We start from the raw sequence: 20,305 nt of genomic DNA on the forward strand, positions 1-20,305 counted from the left end.
GGTCCGACACATGTAAAAAAAAGCCCCCCCCGGCGAACCCAGCGTCTGAAATATATAGCAAAAGCCTGAAATAGTTCCCTTCTCGCCGCGACCTCATTGTTACGATATAACAATAAGCACTTTTTGCTCCAGGATGTACCATGAAAAAGATAAACCTGTTGACGCCGCTCACCACCCGCCGCCAGCTGCTCCTCTCCGGCCTGGCATTGGCTCTGCTGGCCCGCCGTCCCGTTCGTGCTGCACAGGAAGAGGCGACCCTGCGCGTCAGCCCACGCGCGCACAACGTGGTCAGCTCACCACCCCCTGCACGCCCGGCAAACAGCAAACGCATTGTGATGATTGATCCGGGCCACGGCGGCATCGATTCTGGTGCGGTGGGGCATGAAGGTTCTGAAGAGAAGCATGTGGTACTGGAGATTGCCCAGCATATCCGCCATCTGCTGAGTGAACATCCTCATATCGAGGTGCGCCTGACGCGCGAAAGCGACCACTTTATTCCCCTCGGTGAGCGGGTTGAAATCGCCCATCAGCACGGTGCCGATCTGTTTATGTCTGTCCATGCCGACGGTTTCACCAGCCCGTCCGCAAACGGCGCGTCGGTCTTCGCCCTGTCGAATCGCGGTGCCAGCAGCACCATGGCACGCTATCTTTCTCAGCGAGAGAATGCGGCTGATGACGTCGGTGGCGTGAAAGCAGCGGATAAAGATCACTACCTCCAGCAGGTGCTGTTTGATCTGGTGCAGACGGATACCATCAAGAACAGTCTGATCCTCGGCAAACACGTTCTGGGGCAAATCCGCCCGGTCCATCACCTGCACAGCCAGCATACCGAGCAGGCGGCGTTTGCCGTGCTCAAGTCGCCCTCTATTCCGTCCGTGCTGGTCGAAACCTCCTTTATCACCAACCCTGACGAGGAGAAATTACTGGGCACCACCGCATTTCGTCAGAAAATTGCCGGGGCCATCGCTAACGGCATCGTCAGCTTTTTTGACGAGTATGAGGCGACCAGGCGCACAGGCTGACGTATAATCCACGCGTCTTTTTTTGCACAGGATTTGTTATGAACACTCCGGATATTGCCCAGGTAAAACAGTTTTTGCTCAACCTTCAGGATGAAATTTGTCGCAAGCTGGCACAGGCAGATGGCGAAGCCCGGTTTGCCGAAGACAGCTGGCAGCGTCCCGGTGGCGGTGGCGGGCGCAGCCGCGTTCTGCGTCAGGGCCGGGTGTTCGAACAGGCGGGCGTCAACTTCTCCCATGTCCACGGTGATGCGATGCCCGCCTCTGCCACCGCGCACCGTCCTGAACTGGCCGGGCGCAGCTTCGAGGCGCTGGGCGTGTCACTGGTGATCCACCCGGAGAACCCCTATGTGCCGACCAGTCATGCTAACGTGCGTTTCTTTATCGCCGAAAAACCGGGTGCCGATCCGGTCTGGTGGTTTGGCGGTGGCTTCGATATGACGCCGTTCTACGGCTTCGAGGAAGATGCCGTGCACTGGCATCAGACCGCTGCCAACCTGTGTCAGCCGTTTGGTGAAGAGGTCTACCCGCGCTATAAAAAGTGGTGCGATGACTACTTCCATCTGAAGCACCGTAACGAGCAGCGCGGCATTGGCGGGCTGTTCTTTGACGATCTGAACACCCCGGATTTCGATCAGAGCTTCCGCTTTATGCAGGCGGTGGGTAACGGTTTTACCGATGCCTATTTACCGATTGTTGAACGCCGTAAAACGCTGCCGTGGGGCGAGCGCGAACGCGATTTCCAGCTCTACCGCCGTGGGCGCTACGTGGAGTTTAATCTGGTGTGGGATCGCGGCACGCTGTTTGGCCTGCAAACGGGCGGCCGTACGGAATCAATTCTGATGTCGATGCCGCCGCTGGTGCGCTGGGAATATGATTATCAACCGGAAGCAGGCAGCCCGGAGGCGGCGCTGTACAGTGATTTTCTGCCGGTTAAGGCGTGGATTTGATTTTTTTCATGCTGTTGCAGGGCTAAGGTCAACGGCTTAAGGTCAAGGTCAACGTCTTAAGGTCAAGGGCGTTTCGCTTTCCCGCTGCGCGGGCGAAGCGACAAGGGGCGGCCAGTCGCCGCCGCCCCTTGACCCCGGGCTTGCGGCAGGCGCCGCGCCCGCTTTCAGCGGGTACCTTCGCAAGCGTTGCTCACCGACGGACCACTCGTGACGGCACTTCCCTGTGCCGGCCCGAGCTTTCACCGCCGTCCTGGCGGTTCATCCTGGTTCACATCACTTACTCAGCGCAGCTTAATTGCCGCCTTAACATCAAAACCCAGGTCAAACCCCAAATATTAAAAAACCAAAATGACCAAAAGCCCAGAAAGGCTTTTTGTATCTGGTCTGTCTGACCTGTCTTTGATTGTTCTTTTGACGTGGATGTTGACCTTTTGAGCGGCAATTAAGCCTCGCCGAAGGAGAGCGGATTTCCAGGACGAGCCGACAGGACGTCGGCGAGAGGGTGTGCCGGGACAGGGATGTCCCGTCACGCCCGGTCCGGCGGGAAAACCGACCGACTGAGGGAACCCGCTTTAGCGGGCGATGCGCCTGCCGCAAGCCCGGGTCCCCAGGGCGGCGGCGACTGGCCGCCCTGGGTCGCTCAGCCCGCGCAGCGGGAAAGCGAAACGCCCTTGACCTGGCCTTGACCTTGAGACCTTGACCTGGCCGTAGACGTTGACCTGGCCCAGGCGGGCCTGCGCGTTATAGCGGCGCGGTCTGCGCCTCCACCACCGCCAGCGCCACCATATTCACAATGCGCCGCACCGATGAAATCGGCGTCAACACATGGACCGGTTTCGCCATCCCCATCAGCACCGGCCCCACCGTAACGCCGTCAGAGCAGGAAACACGCAGCAGGTTATAGCTGATACGCGCCGCTTCAACATTCGGCATAATCAGGATATTCGCTGAGCCTTTTAGCGGGCTGTCCGGCATCAGATCCTGACGAATGCTCTCTACCAGTGCCGCATCGCCGTGCATTTCGCCATCAATTTCCAGCTCAGGCGCACGGGCTTTTACCAGCGCCAGCGTGTCACGCATCTTACGCGCGGCAGGCGCATCCGAGGCCCCAAAGCTGGAGTGTGACAGCAGCGCCACCTTCGGTTCGATACCAAAGCGACGCACCGTTTCCGCCGCCATCAGCGTCAGCTCAGCCAGCTGTTCCGGCGTCGGGTCTTCATTAACGTACGTATCGGCAATAAAGGTATTACCGCTCGGCAGCTCCAGCGCATTCATCGCCCCGGCCACTTTCACGTCAGGACGGAAGCCAAACAGCTTCTCGACGATGTCGTAATGCTGCCGGTAATCCCCCACGGTGCCGCAGATCAGCGCATCGGCTTCCCCCCGGTGAACCATAATGGCACCGATCAGCGTTGGATTACCGATCACATCACGTTGCGCCTGCTGCGGCGACACGCCACGGCGCTTCATGATCTGATAATACTCGTTCCAGTACTCCTTAAAGCGTGGATCGGATTCGTTGTTCACCACGTCGAAATCTTTGCCCGCTTCGATTTTCAGCCCCAGCTTTTGCAGGCGCATCTCGATCACGCTCGGTCGGCCAATCAGGATCGGTTTCGCCAGTCCGAGGGTGACCAGCTCCTGGGTCGCATGCAGTACCCGCGCCTCTTCCCCTTCGGCCAGCACCACGCGTTTTGGATCTTTACGCGCCTGTGAGAACACCGGTTTCATAAACAGATTGGTTTTGTAGACAAACTCCATCAGCTTTTCGCGGTAGGCATCAAAGTCAGCAATCGGCCGCCGCGCCACGCCGGAATCCATCGCCGCTTTTGCCACCGCCGGGGCGATCTGCACAATCAGGCGCGGGTCGAAGGGTTTCGGGATCAGATACTCCGGGCCAAACGACAGCTCCTGGTCGCCGTAAGCGGAGGCCACCACATCGCTCTGCTCTGCCAGCGCCAGTTCGGCAATGGCATGCACCGCCGCCAGCTTCATCTCTTCGTTGATGGCGGTCGCGCCCACATCCAGCGCCCCACGGAAGATAAACGGGAAGCACAGGACGTTGTTCACCTGATTGGGGAAGTCCGAGCGGCCAGTACAGATGATAGCGTCCGGGCGCACGGCTTTCGCCAGCGGTGGCAGGATTTCCGGTTCCGGGTTGGCCAGCGCGAGGATCAGCGGGTCACGCGCCATCCCTTTGACCATCTCCTGGGTCATCACTTTTGGGCCGGAGCAGCCAAGGAAAATATCCGCACCGTCAATCACCTCCAGCAGCGTGCGTTTGCCGCTGTCCGCCACGGCATACGCCGCTTTGGTTTCCGCCATCGGCGTTTCGCGCCCTTGGTAGATCACCCCTTTTGAGTCGCAGACCACAATATTGTGTTTCTGCATCCCCAGTGCCACCAGCAGGTTAAGGCAGGCAATGGCAGATGCCCCCGCCCCGGAGACCACCAGCCGCACGTCCGAAATATTCTTTTTCACTACCCGCAGGCCGTTCAGCACCGCTGCCGTACAGATGATCGCCGTCCCGTGCTGATCGTCGTGGAACACCGGGATGTTCATGCGCTCGCGCAGTTTCTTTTCAATGTAGAAGCACTCGGGTGCTTTAATGTCTTCAAGGTTGATGCCACCAAAGGTGGGTTCCAGCGCAGCGATCACATCAATCAGTCTGTCCGGGTCCAGCTCGTCCACTTCGATATCAAAAACATCGATACCGGCAAATTTCTTGAACAGTACGCCTTTCCCTTCCATCACCGGCTTGCTGGCCAGCGCGCCGATATTCCCTAAGCCCAGCACTGCTGTGCCGTTAGAAATCACCGCCACCAGGTTAGCGCGGGCAGTGTACTTGTCTGCCGCCTCAGGATCGGCGGCGATCGCCAGGCATGGCGCGGCCACACCCGGTGAGTAGGCCAGCGCCAGATCACGCTGCGTGGCAAGGGGCTTGGTCGGGGAAACCTGAATTTTTCCGGGAACCGGGAATTGGTGAAAATCGAGGGCACTCTGTTTTAACTGATCGTCCATTAGCAGGATCCTTTTTTATGGTGGGGTACAACTGCTCAGTATAGGAGTGCCGGACGGGAGAAAAACTTGAGGGAGTGCATAGAATTGGCATTCAACGGATCGGGCGAGGCATTTGTAGGACCGGGCGCGGCATGCCTCGCCCCTACGATGCCCGGCGCAGGGGTCAGGTATTCCAACCCGCCGCAATGGTCAAATATTCCAGCCGGTCGTAGGGGTCAGGCATGCCTGACCCGTGGAAAACTATTTCGTCATATTCAACAATGTGCGAATGTTCTGCGCTGTAGTGGCAATAATATCAATCGCCCCGGTACGCAGTGCACCCAGCAACGCCATCGCTTTGGTGTTCTCCGATGCGATAGCTATCACACAGGGGATTTTACGCAGCTCTTCGATGCTGAGACCGATGACCCGGTCATTCATCACCGTATCCACATGCAGCCCCTGAGCGTTAAAGAAATCATAACCCGCCACATCACCAATCACGCCCTGATTCAGGCTGGCATCGATAATCTCATGGGGGGTAAACCAGCCGAGTTTGACCATATAACTGTTTTCATTCATGTCACCGATCCCCACCAGCGCTACATCGGCTTTACGCGCGCGATCCAGCGTCTCTTTGATGGTGCCGTTCTGCATGAATGCCTCTTTCAGCGCACGGTCTTCAACATAGGCCGGGGCATAGAGCGTTTCACTGATACCGCCGAACTTTTTCGCCAGACGGCGACTGATGTGGTCAGCATTGATGGCATCACCGGGGCGGTGCGTCCCGCCAATACCGCTAATAAAGTGGCAGTTACGCGTGGGAACACTGCCGGGATGGTCAGCAACCGCTGCCACGTTACGCCCCTGCCCGACCGCCACCACCGCATTATCTTTCAGTGACTGTGACAGGTGCATCGCGACCAGCGCCGCCACCTGACGGCGCTGCTCATCCTCGTCATGATGATCGAGGGCAATCAGCGCACGTTGTAATGGGAAACGTTCCAGTAACTGCTGCTCCAGCCGGGTACTGAAGACCGGGTGATAGCGCACGTTGATTTCAACAATGCCCTCTTCTTTGGCTCGCTTTAACAAGCGCCCCACTTTAATGCGGGAGATACCAAATTTACGCGCAATCTCTTCCTGGGTAATTTCGTCCTGATAGTATGCAACGGCAATTTCCGTCAGCAGTTCAGTGTCCTGAGATAGCGTGTTTTTTTCCATCCGGGCAGTCGTCTCTTCTCATCGGTTTCGGTAGCGAGCGCGGCAGCCAGTGCCGCGCCTCAGGCAACAATTTATACCATTTTACGCTATCCGACAGAGGATTAACGACGGATCGCGTCAATTTTGAGCATGCGCGCAATCACGATATCCAGTTCTTTCTCCTCGAAAATCTGTTTCCAGTCCGGTTTAACGATCTTCTCGCGGCCATACTCCATCGCAATCATGCAGGCATCAGAGAACGGGTTGGTGGCGCGGAATGCCACTGCCAGCGCAATCTGAATATGGCCGTACAGCATTGCCTTTGCCGCCTCTTCCGGCACGCCGGAATGTTTAACCGTCTCATCCAGCGCCTCTTTCATAAAAGCACCGACCATACAGGCCACGGTTTCCACCAGCGTGGGCTCAAGATAAGCCAGCTGTTTAACCGTCACCCAGTGCACCTGCTCAACCGGGCCATACATCACGCTGATCACCTTGCTCAGTTCACTTTTCTGCGCATCGCTGCCGCTTTCAAACGACGCCGCCACATGCTGAATGGCAGCCACGCCACCGAAGGCATCGGCGTGTTCTTGTTTGGTATAACGGTCAAGGAATACGGAAGGATGGCACGGATGAGCCACGGCGTAGTGAATGCCCTCGCGCAGCGCAATCAGATTGGCATAAGCCGCTGCCGGGTCCAGCGTTAACAGCGTCGCACCGTTTTTCATCAACGGCACCACGCCTTCAGAGACTTTGCCCAGCACAATATCCGGCACCGCGAGGATCACCACATCACTGTGCGGCACCACGGATTCCGCGCTGGACAGCTCACGTCCCTGCCCGGTGACCTGCTCCTGGGCCTTCGGCGCACTCTCACAGTAAAACACCTGATAGTCGCTGCGCTGCAAATTCGCCGAAATGCGCATGCCCATTTTGCCGCCCGCGCCAATCACGGTGATGGTGGTTAATTGTGTGCTCATACTGACTCCTGAAGTTGTTTGTGACGTAAAAAATCAACGCTCTGTTGCGTCCACTCGGCTTCCCGCTGGCAGGTGCTTTCCGCATCCTGCTGCCACGGCAGCCAGTGTTCGACGATCTGATTAATGCCACGCTCTGCCGGACGCACCTGGTCTATCAGCCGATCGTAATCAAGCAGCCCTTCGCCCAGCGGGCAGCCGGTCAGCGTAAAACCGACCCAGCCCTCCTGGCGGCTGAAAGCAAAATCTTTAATATGCAGATTGAGCACCCGGTGCGCGGTGTTTGCCACCACCTGCTGGGGGAGTTCGAGAGCGGCGACGCAGTTTGCCGGGTCCAGGCACACGCCCAGGTAATCGGAAAGGAAACGATCGATCACCGACATCATCTGCGCGCTGTTGACCTGCTCGTAAGTCTCCAGACACAGCCGAACCTGCTGGCGTTCAAACGCGGGCAGAATGCTTTCAATCAGCGCGGCGGCTTCCGGCAGCGTTGGACGATGGCTGGCACTGTTAAACATCGAACGGATCACCGTCACCTGTAACACCCGTGCCAGGTGCAGATAACGCTGTAAGTGGGCGGTTTGCAGACCGCGCGTTCCCAGCTCCAGCTGGATGCCCAGCGTATCGGCCTGCTGACGCAGTGTGACCAGCTCGGCATCGCTCCAGCTTTCGATCTGCGGATAATCACAGATTTGAAACAGCGTCACGCCCATATCGGCGGTCTTTTCCAGCATCTGCGCCAGCGTCATCGGAACCGATACGCGCGCCGAGGCACGCCAGAAAAAGGCATAGGTACTCAGGCCAATCGCCATTTATGCCTCCTGCCGCTGAGCGCTGTGGGCCAGTGCGGCGGCTTCATCAATAATCTGTGCCAGCGCATCGGGTTTGTGGGCGAAGCGCCCGAGAAACAGTCCGCTGACCTGATGGCCAAGACGACTCAACAGCCCCGGCCCGGCGCTGCCACCGTAAATCACGCGAATGTTGATATCGCCCGCCAGATCATGCTGGCGCAACCCGGTACACACCTCACCGATAAAGGCATCCGGTGCAGGCGCAGGCGCACCAATTGCCCACTGCGGTTCCCAGGCCAGTACCACATCTCCGCTCAGCTGTTGCTGACGCGCCTGACTCAGTGCCGCGTTTAACTGATGACGGCAGAACGCTATCGCCTGCTCACTGCTCAGACGTTGTTCTTCCCCCAGGCACAATACCGGGGTTAACCCGTTACGCAGCGCCGCCGCCAGTTTTCCCGCCACCTGACGGTCATCTTCGGCAAAATGGTGACGACGTTCCGCATGGCCCACTTCCACATAGCGACAGCCGATTTCAGCCAGCATTGGGCCACTGACCTCACCGGTCCAGGCCCCGCTGTCTTCCCAGGCCAGATCCTGTGCCCCCACGCTGACAGCCGTGTCAGCAAAAATCTGCTTCACCGCCGGGATCGCAGGGAATGCAGGCAGAACGAACAGCCCCACCTCGCCGCTGACGATCGCCGGATGCTGACGAGCCAGCTCTGCCACCTGCTGGCTCCAGGTCAGGGTTTGTTGATAGCTGAAATACATTTTCAGGCTGACGCCCAGTGTGATGCGCGCGCTCACTGGCTGACCTCCTGAAGGGAGAGTGTCGCAGGGGCACTGGCCTGTAGCTGCACCAGCACTTTATTGACGATCAGCGCCAGCGAAACGGCCCCGGCATCTGGCGTGCCCAGGCTCTTCTCAGCCAGTGGACGGGCGCGGCCCATTTTCGGTAACAGCTGCGCCGTCTCTTTGGCGCTTTTGGTTGCCTGCTGTGCTGCCGCCGCCCAGGCATCAATCAGCGTGTCACCTGCGGCAACGCGGGCACTCAGGCACTCGCTGAAAGGCACCAGCACATCGACCATGGTTTTATCGCCCGGCTTCGCTTTACCAAAGTGCATAATCCCCTCTTTGGCATGCTGCACCCCCAACGCAACGCGCCGGGCATTCGGGGTTTTAACATCCCCCAGCGCCGTGCCAATCGCCGTCAGCAGCACGCCCCAGAGCGCACCTGAAGTGCCTCCGGCTTTGTCCGCCCAGGCATCGGCGGCGCGGCACAGCAGCGTTCCGGCACCCGCCTGGCGCTGCTGCATCTCACGTGCTTTTTCCAGCGCCCCCCGCGATCCGCGTTCCATACCGATCCCGTGGTCACCGTCTCCGGCAACCGCATCAATACGCCCCAGTTCAGTGGCATGTTCTTCAATCACTTCAGCTATCGTAGTGACCACCGACAGGACACAGGTGGCCGCCTGCTGCGAGGCCGCGCTGGCAGTGGGCACCACATCTACCTCGGCGAGGATCTGCTCAGCAGCATCCAGCGGTTCCGCCATCAGCACACTGCCTTTACGGAACGCCGGCGCATTGGCCGGGGCACGCCACAAGGTTTCCAGTTCATCGTCCAGCCACATCAGCGTCAGTGAAGCACCGGCCATATTAAAGCTGGTCACAAACTCACCCACTTCCGGCTCCACCACCTGCAACCCTTCCGCCGCCAGCAGTTGTGCCACGCGGCGATAAACGACAAACAGCTCTTCATATTTTACCGAGCCGAGACCGTTGAGGATCGCCGCCACCCGCTGCCCTTTACGCTGCGTAATCTCTTCCGGGCACTCCTTCAGCAGACTGCTGACAAACAGTTCTGCCAGCGTATCTGCCGCAGGAATATCGCATTCGCGGATGCCCGGCTCACCGTGTATCCCCATTCCCAGCGCCATGGTGCCGTGCGCCACGCTGAACAGTGGCTGTGTGGCCCCCGGCAGGGTACAACCAGAGAACGCCACACCCAGAGAGCGCGTGCGATGATTCGCATGGCGTGCCAGACGCGTGACCTCGGCAAGCGAGTATCCTGCCTCAGCCGCCGCGGCTGCGGCCTTAAACACCGCCAGATCGCCCGCCACACCACGACGTTTTTCGCGCTCGGACAGCGCCGCACTGGAAATATCGTCTGTCACTGCCAGCAGTTCGCAATCAATGCCTTCGGCTTTCAGACGTTCGCTGGCCTGACCAAAATGCAGCACGTCCCCGGCATAGTTACCAAAGGCCAGCAGAACGCCCCCGCCATTGTCCGCCGCACGCGCCACGCTGTAGATCTGCTGGGCGGACGGGGAAGCAAACAGGTTACCCATCGCCGCCCCGTGCGCCATGCCCTGCCCGACCAGGCCGGAAACCGCCGGATAGTGGCCGGACCCGCCGCCAATCACCACCGCCACACATCCCGCAGGGCTGCGGGTGCTGCGCACCACACCCCCCGGAACCTGGCGGACTTTATCGGCATTGGCCGCGACGAAACCCTCAATCAGCTCACTGGCGAAAGCAGAGGGTTGATTAAACAGATAGGTCATTGGGAAGGCTCCTGTGTAATGGGGGCAGACTGAAATCCAGAACGTTTGGCGTTAAGTAACAACATCAGCAGTGCAGAGAGCAGCATGAAGCCGCCCACGACCATCATGGGAACGGTGTAGGCTCCGGTGGCGTCATGCAGCATTCCGGTGAGGTAGCCCGCCGAGAAGCCCGCAACGTTACCGAGGGTGTTAATCAGCGCGATGGCTGCCGCCGCAGATGCGCCGGTCAGGAACTGCGTTGGCAGCGTCCAGAAGTTCGGCAGTGCGGCAAAAATCGAGCTGGCCGTCACTGCAATCACCAGCATGGTGGCCAGCGGAGAGTCCATATAGAGCGCCAGCGGTACGCTGATAGCCCCGGTCAACGCAGGCAGTGCGATATGCCAGGTTTTGCAGCCGCGACGGGTTGCATCGCGTGACCAGAAGAACATCACGATGGCCGCCACCAGATACGGCGCTCCGGTAATCAGCCCCTTCTCGATGACGTTAAACGAGGTGCCGAACTGCTGCTGGAAGCCAGAAATAATGGTCGGCAGGAAGAAAGCCAGCGCATACAGACCGTAGATAAAGCCGAAGTAGATCAGGCACAGCAGCCAGACGCGGCCGTTGGTCATCACGCTACGCAGGCTGGCATGTGCGGTGGAGCCTTTTTCACGCTGCTCTTTTTCCAGCGCCGTAGTCAGCCACTCTTTCTCTTCTTTATTCAGCCATTTTGCATCACGCGGGGAGTCCACCAGATAGAACCAGGCCACGATGCCGATAATAATCGCCGGAATGGAGACACCGAGGAACATCACCCTCCAGCCGGAGAGGCCAAACAGTCCGTGCTGTTCAATCAGTGCAGCAGCCAGCGGCGCACCCAGCACCACCGTCAGCGGCTGTGCGAGGTAAAACAGGGACAACACCTTACTGCGGTGTTTAGCCGGAACCCACATGCTGAGGAACAGGATCGCCCCCGGGAAGAAACCCGCTTCGGCAATCCCCAGCAGCAGGCGCAGGGTGTACAACCCTTCCACACTGCTCACCCAGGTAAACAGCAGCGAAACGATGCCCCAGCTGACCATGATACGCGCCAGCCATTTACGTGCGCCATAGCGATGTAAAGCCAGGTTGCTTGGCACTTCCAGCAGGATGTAACCAATGAAAAAGATGCCGGACGCCAGGCCAAACTGCACCGCACTCAGCCCGAGATCCTGTGTCATGCCGTTCGGTCCGGCAAAGGAGATCGCCGTACGGTCAAGAAAGTTGATGAAGAACATCAGTGCCACAAAGGGCACCAGGCGCAGTGAGACTTTACGGATAGCGGATTTTTCAATCGCCTGTGGATTAAGGGCAGTCATACGGCACCTCCGACAGACTGGAACAGAATACTGGTGAAATGACGCTGGCAATGACGCACCAGATCAGGGGTAGGCAGATGGCAAATTTGACGCATGGTTGAGTCCTCAGTGGGTCTTCTTGTGCATTGCATCAATGCGTGAACAAATGAACACTATCCGTATTAATGTTCATTTCCCAGCACGCAAAACGAAAACTGTGATGGATCTCAAAACCTTTAATTTTGCCATTTAGCGGCAATAACAGGCAAAAGCAGGCGGTGTAAGGAAAAATTCAACGGAGGAGTCGGTATATTGAATAAAACAAAAGAACATCTATTGAACATATGAACAAAAGTGCGTTAGGGTAAAAGTGAATCGTTGCCGGCGATCCTGATGATTCACGTGGATCCGGCGGCCCTGTCATCTCAGCGGGAGTAACCCTATGTCTTCTATCGCAATTGGCGCCGACGATGCGGCACTGGAATTAAAAAACCTGATCAAGCAGCTTTTGCAGGAAAAAAATATCGACGTCAGCGACTACAGCAACGATGCACAGTCCAGCAGACCCCTTTATCCGGATGTCGCCTGGACGGTGGCCAACGCCATTCGAGAAGGCAAACATCAGCGCGGGATTTTGATTTGCGGAACCGGGATCGGCATGGCCATTGTGGCGAACAAAGTGCCGGGCATCCGGGCTGCACAGTGTCACGATACTTACTCTGCCGAGCGTGCTCGCAAAAGTAACAATGCGCAGGTGATGACACTGGGCGCACGCGTTATCGGCCCGGAGCTGGCCCGAAGCATTGTGAATAGCTGGCTAAATGCTGAATTTGAAGGGGGTGGCTCAACGGAAAAAGTCGAGAAAATCAGCTATTACGAGCAGAAAGTCGGCGAAAAGTAATCCTTAAGTGCGGCGCACTCCCTCTGCGCCGTCGCGTTTTCCCTGAGCTGCTACACTTAACCGTTGTGCTATTTTTGCTGCCAGCAGACTGGCCCATTGGGCGAACCCATCGCAACAATCAGAGAAAACGCATTCCCATTGTCGCGGGTCTGATGCAATGTTTCGCCTAAGTATACTCAGCCGTGTCGGGTACAGTTGTTGCGTCTTGCCTGTGTGAAACAGCCGCAACACTGCGTCACGGTTAAACTTGCATCACAGATTGCTTATCAAGGAGCTTTAGATGAACCAGCTAGACGCACTGAAACAATTCACCACCGTGGTGGCTGATAGTGGCGATATTGAATCCATCCGTAACTACCATCCGGAAGATGCCACAACCAACCCGTCTCTGATCCTGAAAGCCTCCGGCCTCGACGCCTACAAACATCTGATTACTGACGCCATCGAGTACGCCAAAAAACAGGGCGGCAGTAAAGAAACCCAGATTATTAATGCCAGCGATAAAGTGGCGATTAACCTCGGTCTGGAGATCCTGAAAAGTGTTCCTGGCCGCGTGTCTACCGAAGTGGATGCACGCCTCTCTTTCGATCGCGGGATGTGCGTGACCAAAGCTGAAAAGCTGGTGAGAATGTATGAAGAACACGGTATCGACCGTTCACGCATCCTCATCAAACTGGCTTCCACCTGGGAAGGCATCAAAGCGGCTGAAGAGCTGGAGAAAAACGGTATTCAGTGCAACCTGACCCTGCTGTTCTCCTTCGCCCAGGCTCGTGCCTGCGCCGAAGCCGATGTGTTCCTGATCTCGCCATTTGTTGGCCGCATCTACGACTGGTACAACAGCCGTAAACCGCTCGACCCGTATGTGGTGGATGAAGATCCGGGTGTGAAATCCGTACGCAATATCTACGACTACTATAAGCAGCATCGCTATAACACCGTCATCATGGGTGCCAGCTTCCGTAAAGTTGAGCAGATCCTGGCCCTGGCGGGCTGCGATCGTCTGACCATCGCACCGAATCTGCTGGAAGAACTTCAGGCCAGCAATGCGCCGGTCGAACGTAAACTGACGCCGTCCACTCAGGGCTTCCACCAGCCAGCGCCGCTGTCTGAAGCGGAATTCCGCTGGGAACATAATCAGGATCCGATGGCGGTAGAAAAACTGGCCGAAGGTATCCGCCAGTTCGCCATTGACCAGCAGAAACTGGAAGACGTGCTGGCTGCACGTCTGTAATTCCCCTCTTATCTCTGTCTCCCCGGGCGGATCGACGATCCGCCCTCATGCAATCAGGAGGAAGCAATGTCTTCACGTAAAGAACTGGCAAATGCCATCCGCGCGCTCAGTATGGATGCGGTGCAAAAAGCCAAATCTGGTCATCCGGGTGCGCCAATGGGTATGGCCGATATCGCTGAAGTCCTGTGGCGTGATTTCCTGCATCACAACCCGAACAACCCGGCCTGGGCTGACCGCGACCGCTTTATTTTGTCTAACGGCCACGCCTCAATGCTGCTTTACAGCCTGCTGCACCTCAGCGGCTACGATCTGCCAATGTCCGAGCTGAAAAACTTCCGCCAGCTGCATTCAAAAACCCCGGGTCACCCGGAGTTGGGCTACACGCCAGGTGTGGAAACCACCACCGGACCGCTGGGCCAGGGCCTGGCGAATGCGGTCGGTCTGGCGATTGCGGAACGGACGCTGGGCGCACAGTTTAACCGCCCTGACCATGAGATTGTCGATCACCACACCTACGTGTTTATGGGCGATGGCTGCCTGATGGAAGGTATCTCCCATGAAGTCTGCTCACTGGCGGGAACGCTGGGGCTGGGTAAACTGATCGGCTTTTACGATCACAACGGCATTTCGATTGATGGTGAAGTGGAAGGCTGGTTCACCGACGATACCGCACAACGCTTTGAAGCCTATCACTGGCATGTGATCCGCGATATCGATGGCCATAACCCGGTTGCGATTGCCAACGCCATCAAAGAAGCGCAAAGCGTCACCGACAAACCGTCGCTGCTGATTTGTAAAACCGTGATTGGTTTCGGTTCGCCGAACAAAGCCGGTAAAGAAGAAGCCCACGGCGCGGCGCTGGGCGATGAAGAAGTGGCACTGACGCGTAAAGCGCTGGGCTGGAATTATCCGCCGTTTGAAATTCCGAAAGAGATTTACGCTCAGTGGGATGCGAAAGATGCCGGAGCCAAAGCGGAAAAAGCCTGGGATGAGAAATTTGCTGCCTATAAAGCGGCCCACCCTGAGCTGGCCGCCGAATATACCCGCCGTATGACCGGGGGCATGCCGGAAAACTGGCAGGCCGAAACCCAGAAATACATTGAACAGTTACAGGCTAATCCGCAGAAAATCGCCAGCCGTAAAGCCTCGCAAAACGCGCTGGAAGCCTACGGTCCGCTGCTGAAAGAGTTCCTTGGCGGTTCTGCTGACCTCGCGCCGAGTAACCTGACCATCTGGTCCGGCTCGAAGTCGATCAAAGAGGATGAAGCCGGAAACTATATTCACTACGGCGTACGCGAATTCGGGATGACGGCGATTGCTAATGGCCTGGCGCATCACGGTGGCTTTATCCCTTACACCGCCACCTTCCTGATGTTCGTCGAGTATGCGCGTAATGCGGTGCGTATGGCCGCGCTGATGAAGGCGCGTCAGATTATGGTCTATACCCATGACTCCATCGGTCTGGGCGAAGATGGCCCGACGCACCAGCCTGTCGAGCAGATTGCCAGCCTGCGCGTGACGCCGAACATGAGCGTCTGGCGTCCGTGCGACCAGGTGGAAACCGCCGTGGCGTGGAAACATGCCGTCGAGCGTCATCATGGTCCGACCGCGCTGATCCTGTCGCGTCAGAACCTGGCACAGCCGGATCGTACTAAAGAGCAGTTGGCCAATATTTCACGCGGCGGTTACGTGCTGAAAGACAGTGACGGCACGCCGGAGGTGATCCTGATTGCCACCGGTTCCGAAGTGGAAATCACCCTGGGCGCAGCCGACAAGCTGACCGCCAGCGGCCACAAGGTGCGCGTGGTATCACTGCCGTCTACCGATCTGTTCGATGCACAGGATGCGGCCTACCGCGAATCCGTGCTGCCTTCTGGCGTCACGGCGCGTGTCGCTGTTGAAGCCGGTATCGCTGATTACTGGTACAAATATGTTGGCCTGAACGGTGCCATCGTCGGGATGACCGGCTTCGGTGAATCGGCCCCGGCCGAGAAGCTGTTCCCGGAATTTGGCTTTACGGTGGAAAACATCGTCAGCCATGCCGAGGCGCTGCTCAAACCGCATTAATTCCTTTTAGCCAAAAAGACAAAACCGCCGCAAGGCGGTTTTTTTATGCTTTCGGCACCCTATCGTCTTTGATCACCAGGCTGAGACAGGCGGGCAGCACCGTCAGTGTGACCAGCGTTGCCACCAGCAACCCGCCAATGATGGCATAGGCCATCGGCCCCCAGAACACCTGTTCGGCTATCGGGATCATCCCCAGAATGGCTGCACAGGCGGTCAGCATGATCGGGCGAGATCGATGCTGCGCAGCAGCAATAATCGCCGGCTGTTTTTCCATCCCCCGCCCAAGGTTACTGTCCACCTCACCGATCAGAATCACCGCATTACGGATAATCATCCCGGCCAGCGCAATCATGCCGAGCAGCGCCACAAAGCCCATCGGCGTGCCGGTCGGTAACATCGCCAGCACAATACCAATCAGCCCAAAGGGCGCCATCAGCAGCGCCAGCAGCATTCGCGAGAAACGCTGTAGCTGAATCATCAGCAGGATCAGCATCACAAACAGCGTCACCGGCAAAACGGCAAACACCGAGGTGTTCCCCTTATCCGATTCAGCCACCGATCCGCCTTCGTCAATCCGGTAATCAGGAGGTAACGACGCCCGCAGTTGCGTGACCGAGGGCGCCAACTGTTGTGATACCCCCTCCGCACGCAGGCCCGGTGCCAGGTCAGTCTGCACGGTGATGAACGGCATACGCTGATGGCGCCAGATCACCGGATCCTGGATGCCCCAGCGAAGCGTTGCCACCTGACTTAAGGGCACCTTCATGCCGCCGCTGGTGGTCAGTTGCAGGGAGGAGAGCGTTGTCAGGTCCTGACGTTCCCGGTCATTGGCTCGCAGCATCACATCCACCTGTCGGTTACCGTCACGGACTGTCGTCACCACGCTACCTGACCAGAGGGTATTCAGTGCCGTGGCAACGCTTTCCGAGGAGACACCCGCTGCCCGTGCCGCCGTCTGATTGATAATCAGAGTAATGACGCGCTCCGGTTCCCCGGCGGTCAGATTCACTTCACGGGTGAGCGTACTGTCGCCAAGGATCGCCGCCAGCTGCCGGGCAATGGACTGAACCTGATGATAATCCGGCCCGCTGACGCGGTATTTTATCGGCCAGCCGACCGGCGGCCCCAGTTCGAGCGGCGACACGCGCGTGGCGATATCACTGAAACCCTCCGACAGAATCGTCTCTAACTGCTGTTGCAGCACTTCACGATCTTCGAGACTCTTCGCCACCACCACCAGTTGGGCAGTGTTTTCATTATCGAGTAATACATCCATTGGCAGATAAAAACGGATCGCCCCGGTGCCGATATAGCTGGACAGGCGATCGATGTGAGGATTGCCGCGCAGCGCACGCTCAAGCCGCTCGGTCTGCCGTTCGGTTTCTGTCTGTGAGGCGTTGCCGGGTAATGTCAGGCTCACCAGCAGCTCAGGACGGTCGGACGCCGGAAAAAACTCTCCCTGCATAAAGGTGGTTCCCCAGGCAGCCAGCACCAGTAACGTCAGCGCGGCGGCCACGGTTTTCAGCCGGTGCCCCAGTGCCAGCGTCAGTAAGCGATGATACCCGCGCGCCAGCCGACCCGACCCGGCCTGATGTGACTTAAGGGTGGCGGGCAGCAGCCAGGTGCCGATCAGCGGAGAAAACAGGATAGCCACGACCCAGGAAGAGAGCAGCGCGATCGTCACCACAACGAACAGAGAAAAACAGTATTCTCCCGCGCTGGAGGCGGCAAACCCGACCGGGATAAAACCGGCAATCATCACCAGCGTACCCGTCAACATCGGGAAGGCAGTAGTTTGAAACGCGTAGCTGGCGGCCTTCCAGCGGCTGTCTCCCGCTTCCAGCCGCGACACCATGCTTTCCACGGTGATCATCGCATCATCCACCAGCAGGCCGAGCGCGATAATCAGCGCCCCCAGTGAAATGCGCTGTAACCCGATCCCCGCCAGCATCATGCCCACAAAGGTCATCGCCAGCACCAGCGGGATCGCGGCGGCCACCACCAGGCCGGCACGCATACCGAGCGAGAGAAAAGAAACCGCCATCACGATAACCACCGCTTCCGTCAGCACCCGGGTAAATCCACTGACGGCCTGCTGTACCACGGCGCTCTGGTCAGCCACCCTGACCATCTCAATCCCGTGCGGCAGCCCGGCCTGAATCGCCGCCATACGCTGGTTCACCGCCTCACCAAAACGAATCATGTTGCCGGTAGCCGCCATGGATATCGCCAGACCGATGGCAGGTTGGCCATTGACCCGAAAGGCAGCAGCGGGCGGCTCTGCCACCTGTCGGGTGACGGTGGCTATCGCGCTAAGGGGAATATAACGATCGCCGATATGCAGCACGACAGCCTGCAGACTCTGCGCAGACCCCAGTGCCCCCGTCACGCTCAGCGCGATATTCTCCCTGTCGCTGCGTATTTCCCCGGCGGGTACCACCGCATTCTGCGCGCGGATGGCCTCGGTGACCTGCTGAAGGTCAATCCCCAGCCCCGCCATTTTACGCGGCGAGAAGGCAATCACCATTTGCTCTTCCTGCACACCCGTCAGCGTGATTTTGCCGATATCCGGCAGCGACATCAGGTTACGACGAATGTCTTCAACCCGGTCGCGCAGTTCGCGCAGGGAGAAGCCTTCCGCGGTGAAACCGTAAATCGTGCCAAACGTGTCATCAAACTCGTCGTTCACCTGGGGCGTCTGCACGCCCTGGGGAAGTGAAGGCGTAATATCCTGCACTTTTTTGCGCACCTGATACCAGATCTCAGGCACTGAGGCAGGGGGCGTATCATCGCGCAGGTTAACAAAAATCACGGACTGCCCGGCACGGGTTTCACTCTCGACATAATCGAGATAAGGAATTTCCTGAAGTTTCTTCTCCAGGGTATCCGTGACCAGATTGACCGTATCTTTCACATCCGCACCCGGCCAGGACGCCGATACCACGGCGGTTTTGATGGTAAACGCCGGGTCTTCATTGCGCGGCAGTTGTTCATAGCTGAAGATACCGGCCGCCATCACCAGTAGCATGAAAAAGACGATCAGCGGCTGATGCTGTAAGGCCCAGGTGGAGAGATTGAAACGCGATGTCGGAATGTGCGGGATCATTGGCCCTCCTCCAGCAGCGTCACTTTTTCACCGTCACGCAGTTTACTGACGCCTGCCGTCACCACCCGTTCTCCCGGCAGGATGCCCGCCGTTACCGCAATGCTGTTCACGTCAGAGTTCCCCAGGGTGACCGGACGTAGCAGCACGCGGAGGTGGGTACTGTCCACCACGAAAACGGCGGGCTTATCCCCCAGACGGGTCAAGGCTGACGCTGGCAGTGCGATGCTGCGTTGCCCCTCCTGCCGCCACGCTGCCTGCACACTGGCCCCCAGCGCCATGCTTTCCGGTGGATTCACCAGCGTCACGCGCACGCGCCAGGTACGCGTTTGCGGGTCGGCCTGTGGGCTGACATCACGCAGATGTCCCTGGGTTGTCACAGCGGGATCGGCAAGCAGTGAGATCTGTACAGGCAGTGCGCTGTTTTGCGTCAGCGCATGCGGATCGCTGACATCAAAGATCGCATCGCGATCATTGCCCGCAGCGAGGGTGAACACCGCCTGTCCGGCACTGACGACCTGCCCCGGCTGGGCGCTGACCGCGGTGATAATGCCGTCCGAGGGTGCCGTCAGGCGCGTCCAGCTCAGGCTGTCCTGGGCATTTTTAAGCGCCGCTTCGCTGCTCTGACGTTTGGATAAGGCTGCCTGCCAGTCTGAACGCGCCGTATCCAGCTGAACCCGGGCGATAGCCCCGGTTCGCGTCAGCGTGGTCATCCGCTGCACATTCAGTGCTGCCACCCGCTCCGCCGCCTGGGCGCTGGCGAGATCGGCGCGCGCACTACCCAGCTGATTCAGACCCGTGCTGTTATCCTGCATCGCCAGCAGCTGTCCTGCCTTCACCTTGTCCCCCACATCCACAGCGTGCGACAACATGCGTCCATCCAGGCGAAACGCCAGGGTCGTTTCATCGTGCGCGCGGATCTCCCCGGTCTGCAACTGCACGCTGCCGGAAAGCGACGCCGGTGCCACCACATAGCGCACCGGACGTGCCAGAGGCGCAGGGGTTTTCTCCTTGTCGCCACAGGCAACAAGGAGAAACACGACGGGCAGTGCCATGAGCCACAGCCAGAAGAGGGATAACCGCCCCGGGAGGTTGAGATGATGCAGTATCTGACGGGCGTAATCGGTGAAGGTATCGGTCATAGCACTATTCCTGAACGGTAATCGCCTTATTCAATCGCGCG

At 58.2% G+C, this 20,305-nt stretch carries 14 protein-coding genes; 5 read left to right on the plus strand and 9 right to left on the minus strand.

Annotated elements, in window-relative coordinates:
* The first annotated feature begins 140 nt into the window (after positions 1-140).
* Both amiA and hemF read left to right on the plus strand, forming a co-directional pair.
* Positions 141-1,022, plus strand: a complete 882-nt coding sequence (gene amiA, locus WH279_RS20870; protein ID WP_339458367.1) for an N-acetylmuramoyl-L-alanine amidase AmiA — start codon at positions 141-143, stop codon at positions 1,020-1,022.
* A gap of 38 nt (positions 1,023-1,060) precedes the next feature.
* Positions 1,061-1,969, plus strand: a complete 909-nt coding sequence (gene hemF, locus WH279_RS20875) for an oxygen-dependent coproporphyrinogen oxidase (RefSeq protein WP_339458368.1) — start codon at positions 1,061-1,063, stop codon at positions 1,967-1,969.
* Between the two features lie 741 nt (positions 1,970-2,710).
* Here hemF and maeB read toward each other — a convergent pair.
* From maeB to WH279_RS20910, 7 genes are all read right to left on the minus strand, one after another.
* The gene (gene maeB, locus WH279_RS20880; protein ID WP_339458369.1) at positions 2,711-4,990 is read right to left on the minus strand and encodes an NADP-dependent oxaloacetate-decarboxylating malate dehydrogenase; all 2,280 of its coding nucleotides are present in this window, start codon (positions 4,988-4,990) and stop codon (positions 2,711-2,713) included.
* Between the two features lie 240 nt (positions 4,991-5,230).
* Positions 5,231-6,193, minus strand: a complete 963-nt coding sequence (locus WH279_RS20885) for a sugar-binding transcriptional regulator (RefSeq protein WP_133845937.1) — start codon at positions 6,191-6,193, stop codon at positions 5,231-5,233.
* A gap of 101 nt (positions 6,194-6,294) precedes the next feature.
* Complete coding sequence (locus WH279_RS20890) at positions 6,295-7,152, minus strand: phosphogluconate dehydrogenase C-terminal domain-containing protein (RefSeq protein ID WP_339458370.1); 858 nt, start codon at positions 7,150-7,152, stop codon at positions 6,295-6,297.
* Positions 7,149-7,961, minus strand: coding sequence for a sugar phosphate isomerase/epimerase family protein (locus tag WH279_RS20895; protein WP_339458371.1), 813 nt, complete (start codon positions 7,959-7,961; stop codon positions 7,149-7,151). The genes WH279_RS20890 and WH279_RS20895 overlap by 4 nt, the downstream gene beginning before the upstream one ends.
* The gene (locus WH279_RS20900; RefSeq protein ID WP_339458372.1) at positions 7,962-8,747 is read right to left on the minus strand and encodes a triose-phosphate isomerase family protein; all 786 of its coding nucleotides are present in this window, start codon (positions 8,745-8,747) and stop codon (positions 7,962-7,964) included.
* On the minus strand, positions 8,744-10,504 hold the full coding sequence (locus tag WH279_RS20905; protein ID WP_339458374.1) for a dihydroxyacetone kinase family protein: 1,761 nt from the start codon (positions 10,502-10,504) through the stop codon (positions 8,744-8,746). Before WH279_RS20905 ends, WH279_RS20900 begins: the two co-directional genes overlap by 4 nt.
* The gene (locus tag WH279_RS20910) at positions 10,501-11,841 is read right to left on the minus strand and encodes an MFS transporter (protein ID WP_200643945.1); all 1,341 of its coding nucleotides are present in this window, start codon (positions 11,839-11,841) and stop codon (positions 10,501-10,503) included. The genes WH279_RS20905 and WH279_RS20910 overlap by 4 nt, the downstream gene beginning before the upstream one ends.
* A 421-nt stretch (positions 11,842-12,262) precedes the next feature.
* Here WH279_RS20910 and rpiB point away from each other — a divergent pair, with 421 nt between their 5' ends.
* The 3 genes from rpiB to tkt all read left to right on the plus strand — a co-directional run bounded on the left by rpiB (position 12,263) and on the right by tkt (position 16,019).
* Positions 12,263-12,721 carry a ribose 5-phosphate isomerase B gene (rpiB, locus tag WH279_RS20915; protein WP_133845932.1) on the plus strand — a complete coding sequence of 153 codons (459 nt, stop codon included), beginning with the start codon at positions 12,263-12,265 and terminating at the stop codon, positions 12,719-12,721.
* Between the two features lie 280 nt (positions 12,722-13,001).
* Entirely contained in the window at positions 13,002-13,952 is a 951-nt protein-coding gene (gene tal, locus WH279_RS20920) for a transaldolase (protein ID WP_200643943.1), read from the plus strand.
* A gap of 66 nt (positions 13,953-14,018) precedes the next feature.
* Entirely contained in the window at positions 14,019-16,019 is a 2,001-nt protein-coding gene (gene tkt, locus WH279_RS20925; protein ID WP_339458381.1) for a transketolase, read from the plus strand.
* Positions 16,020-16,062: 43 nt separating this feature from the next.
* Here the strand turns inward: tkt and WH279_RS20930 are convergent, their stop codons facing one another.
* Together WH279_RS20930 and WH279_RS20935 are read right to left on the minus strand one after the other, a co-directional pair.
* Positions 16,063-19,125: an efflux RND transporter permease subunit gene (locus tag WH279_RS20930; protein WP_339458383.1), complete on the minus strand. Its 3,063-nt coding sequence runs from the start codon at positions 19,123-19,125 to the stop codon at positions 16,063-16,065.
* Entirely contained in the window at positions 19,122-20,264 is a 1,143-nt protein-coding gene (locus WH279_RS20935) for an efflux RND transporter periplasmic adaptor subunit (protein WP_339458384.1), read from the minus strand. Before WH279_RS20935 ends, WH279_RS20930 begins: the two co-directional genes overlap by 4 nt.
* Positions 20,265-20,305: the final 41 nt, after the last annotated feature.

It is taken from the genome of Erwinia sp. MYb375 (assembly GCF_037479175.1).
Lineage (GTDB): Bacteria > Pseudomonadota > Gammaproteobacteria > Enterobacterales > Enterobacteriaceae > Erwinia > Erwinia rhapontici.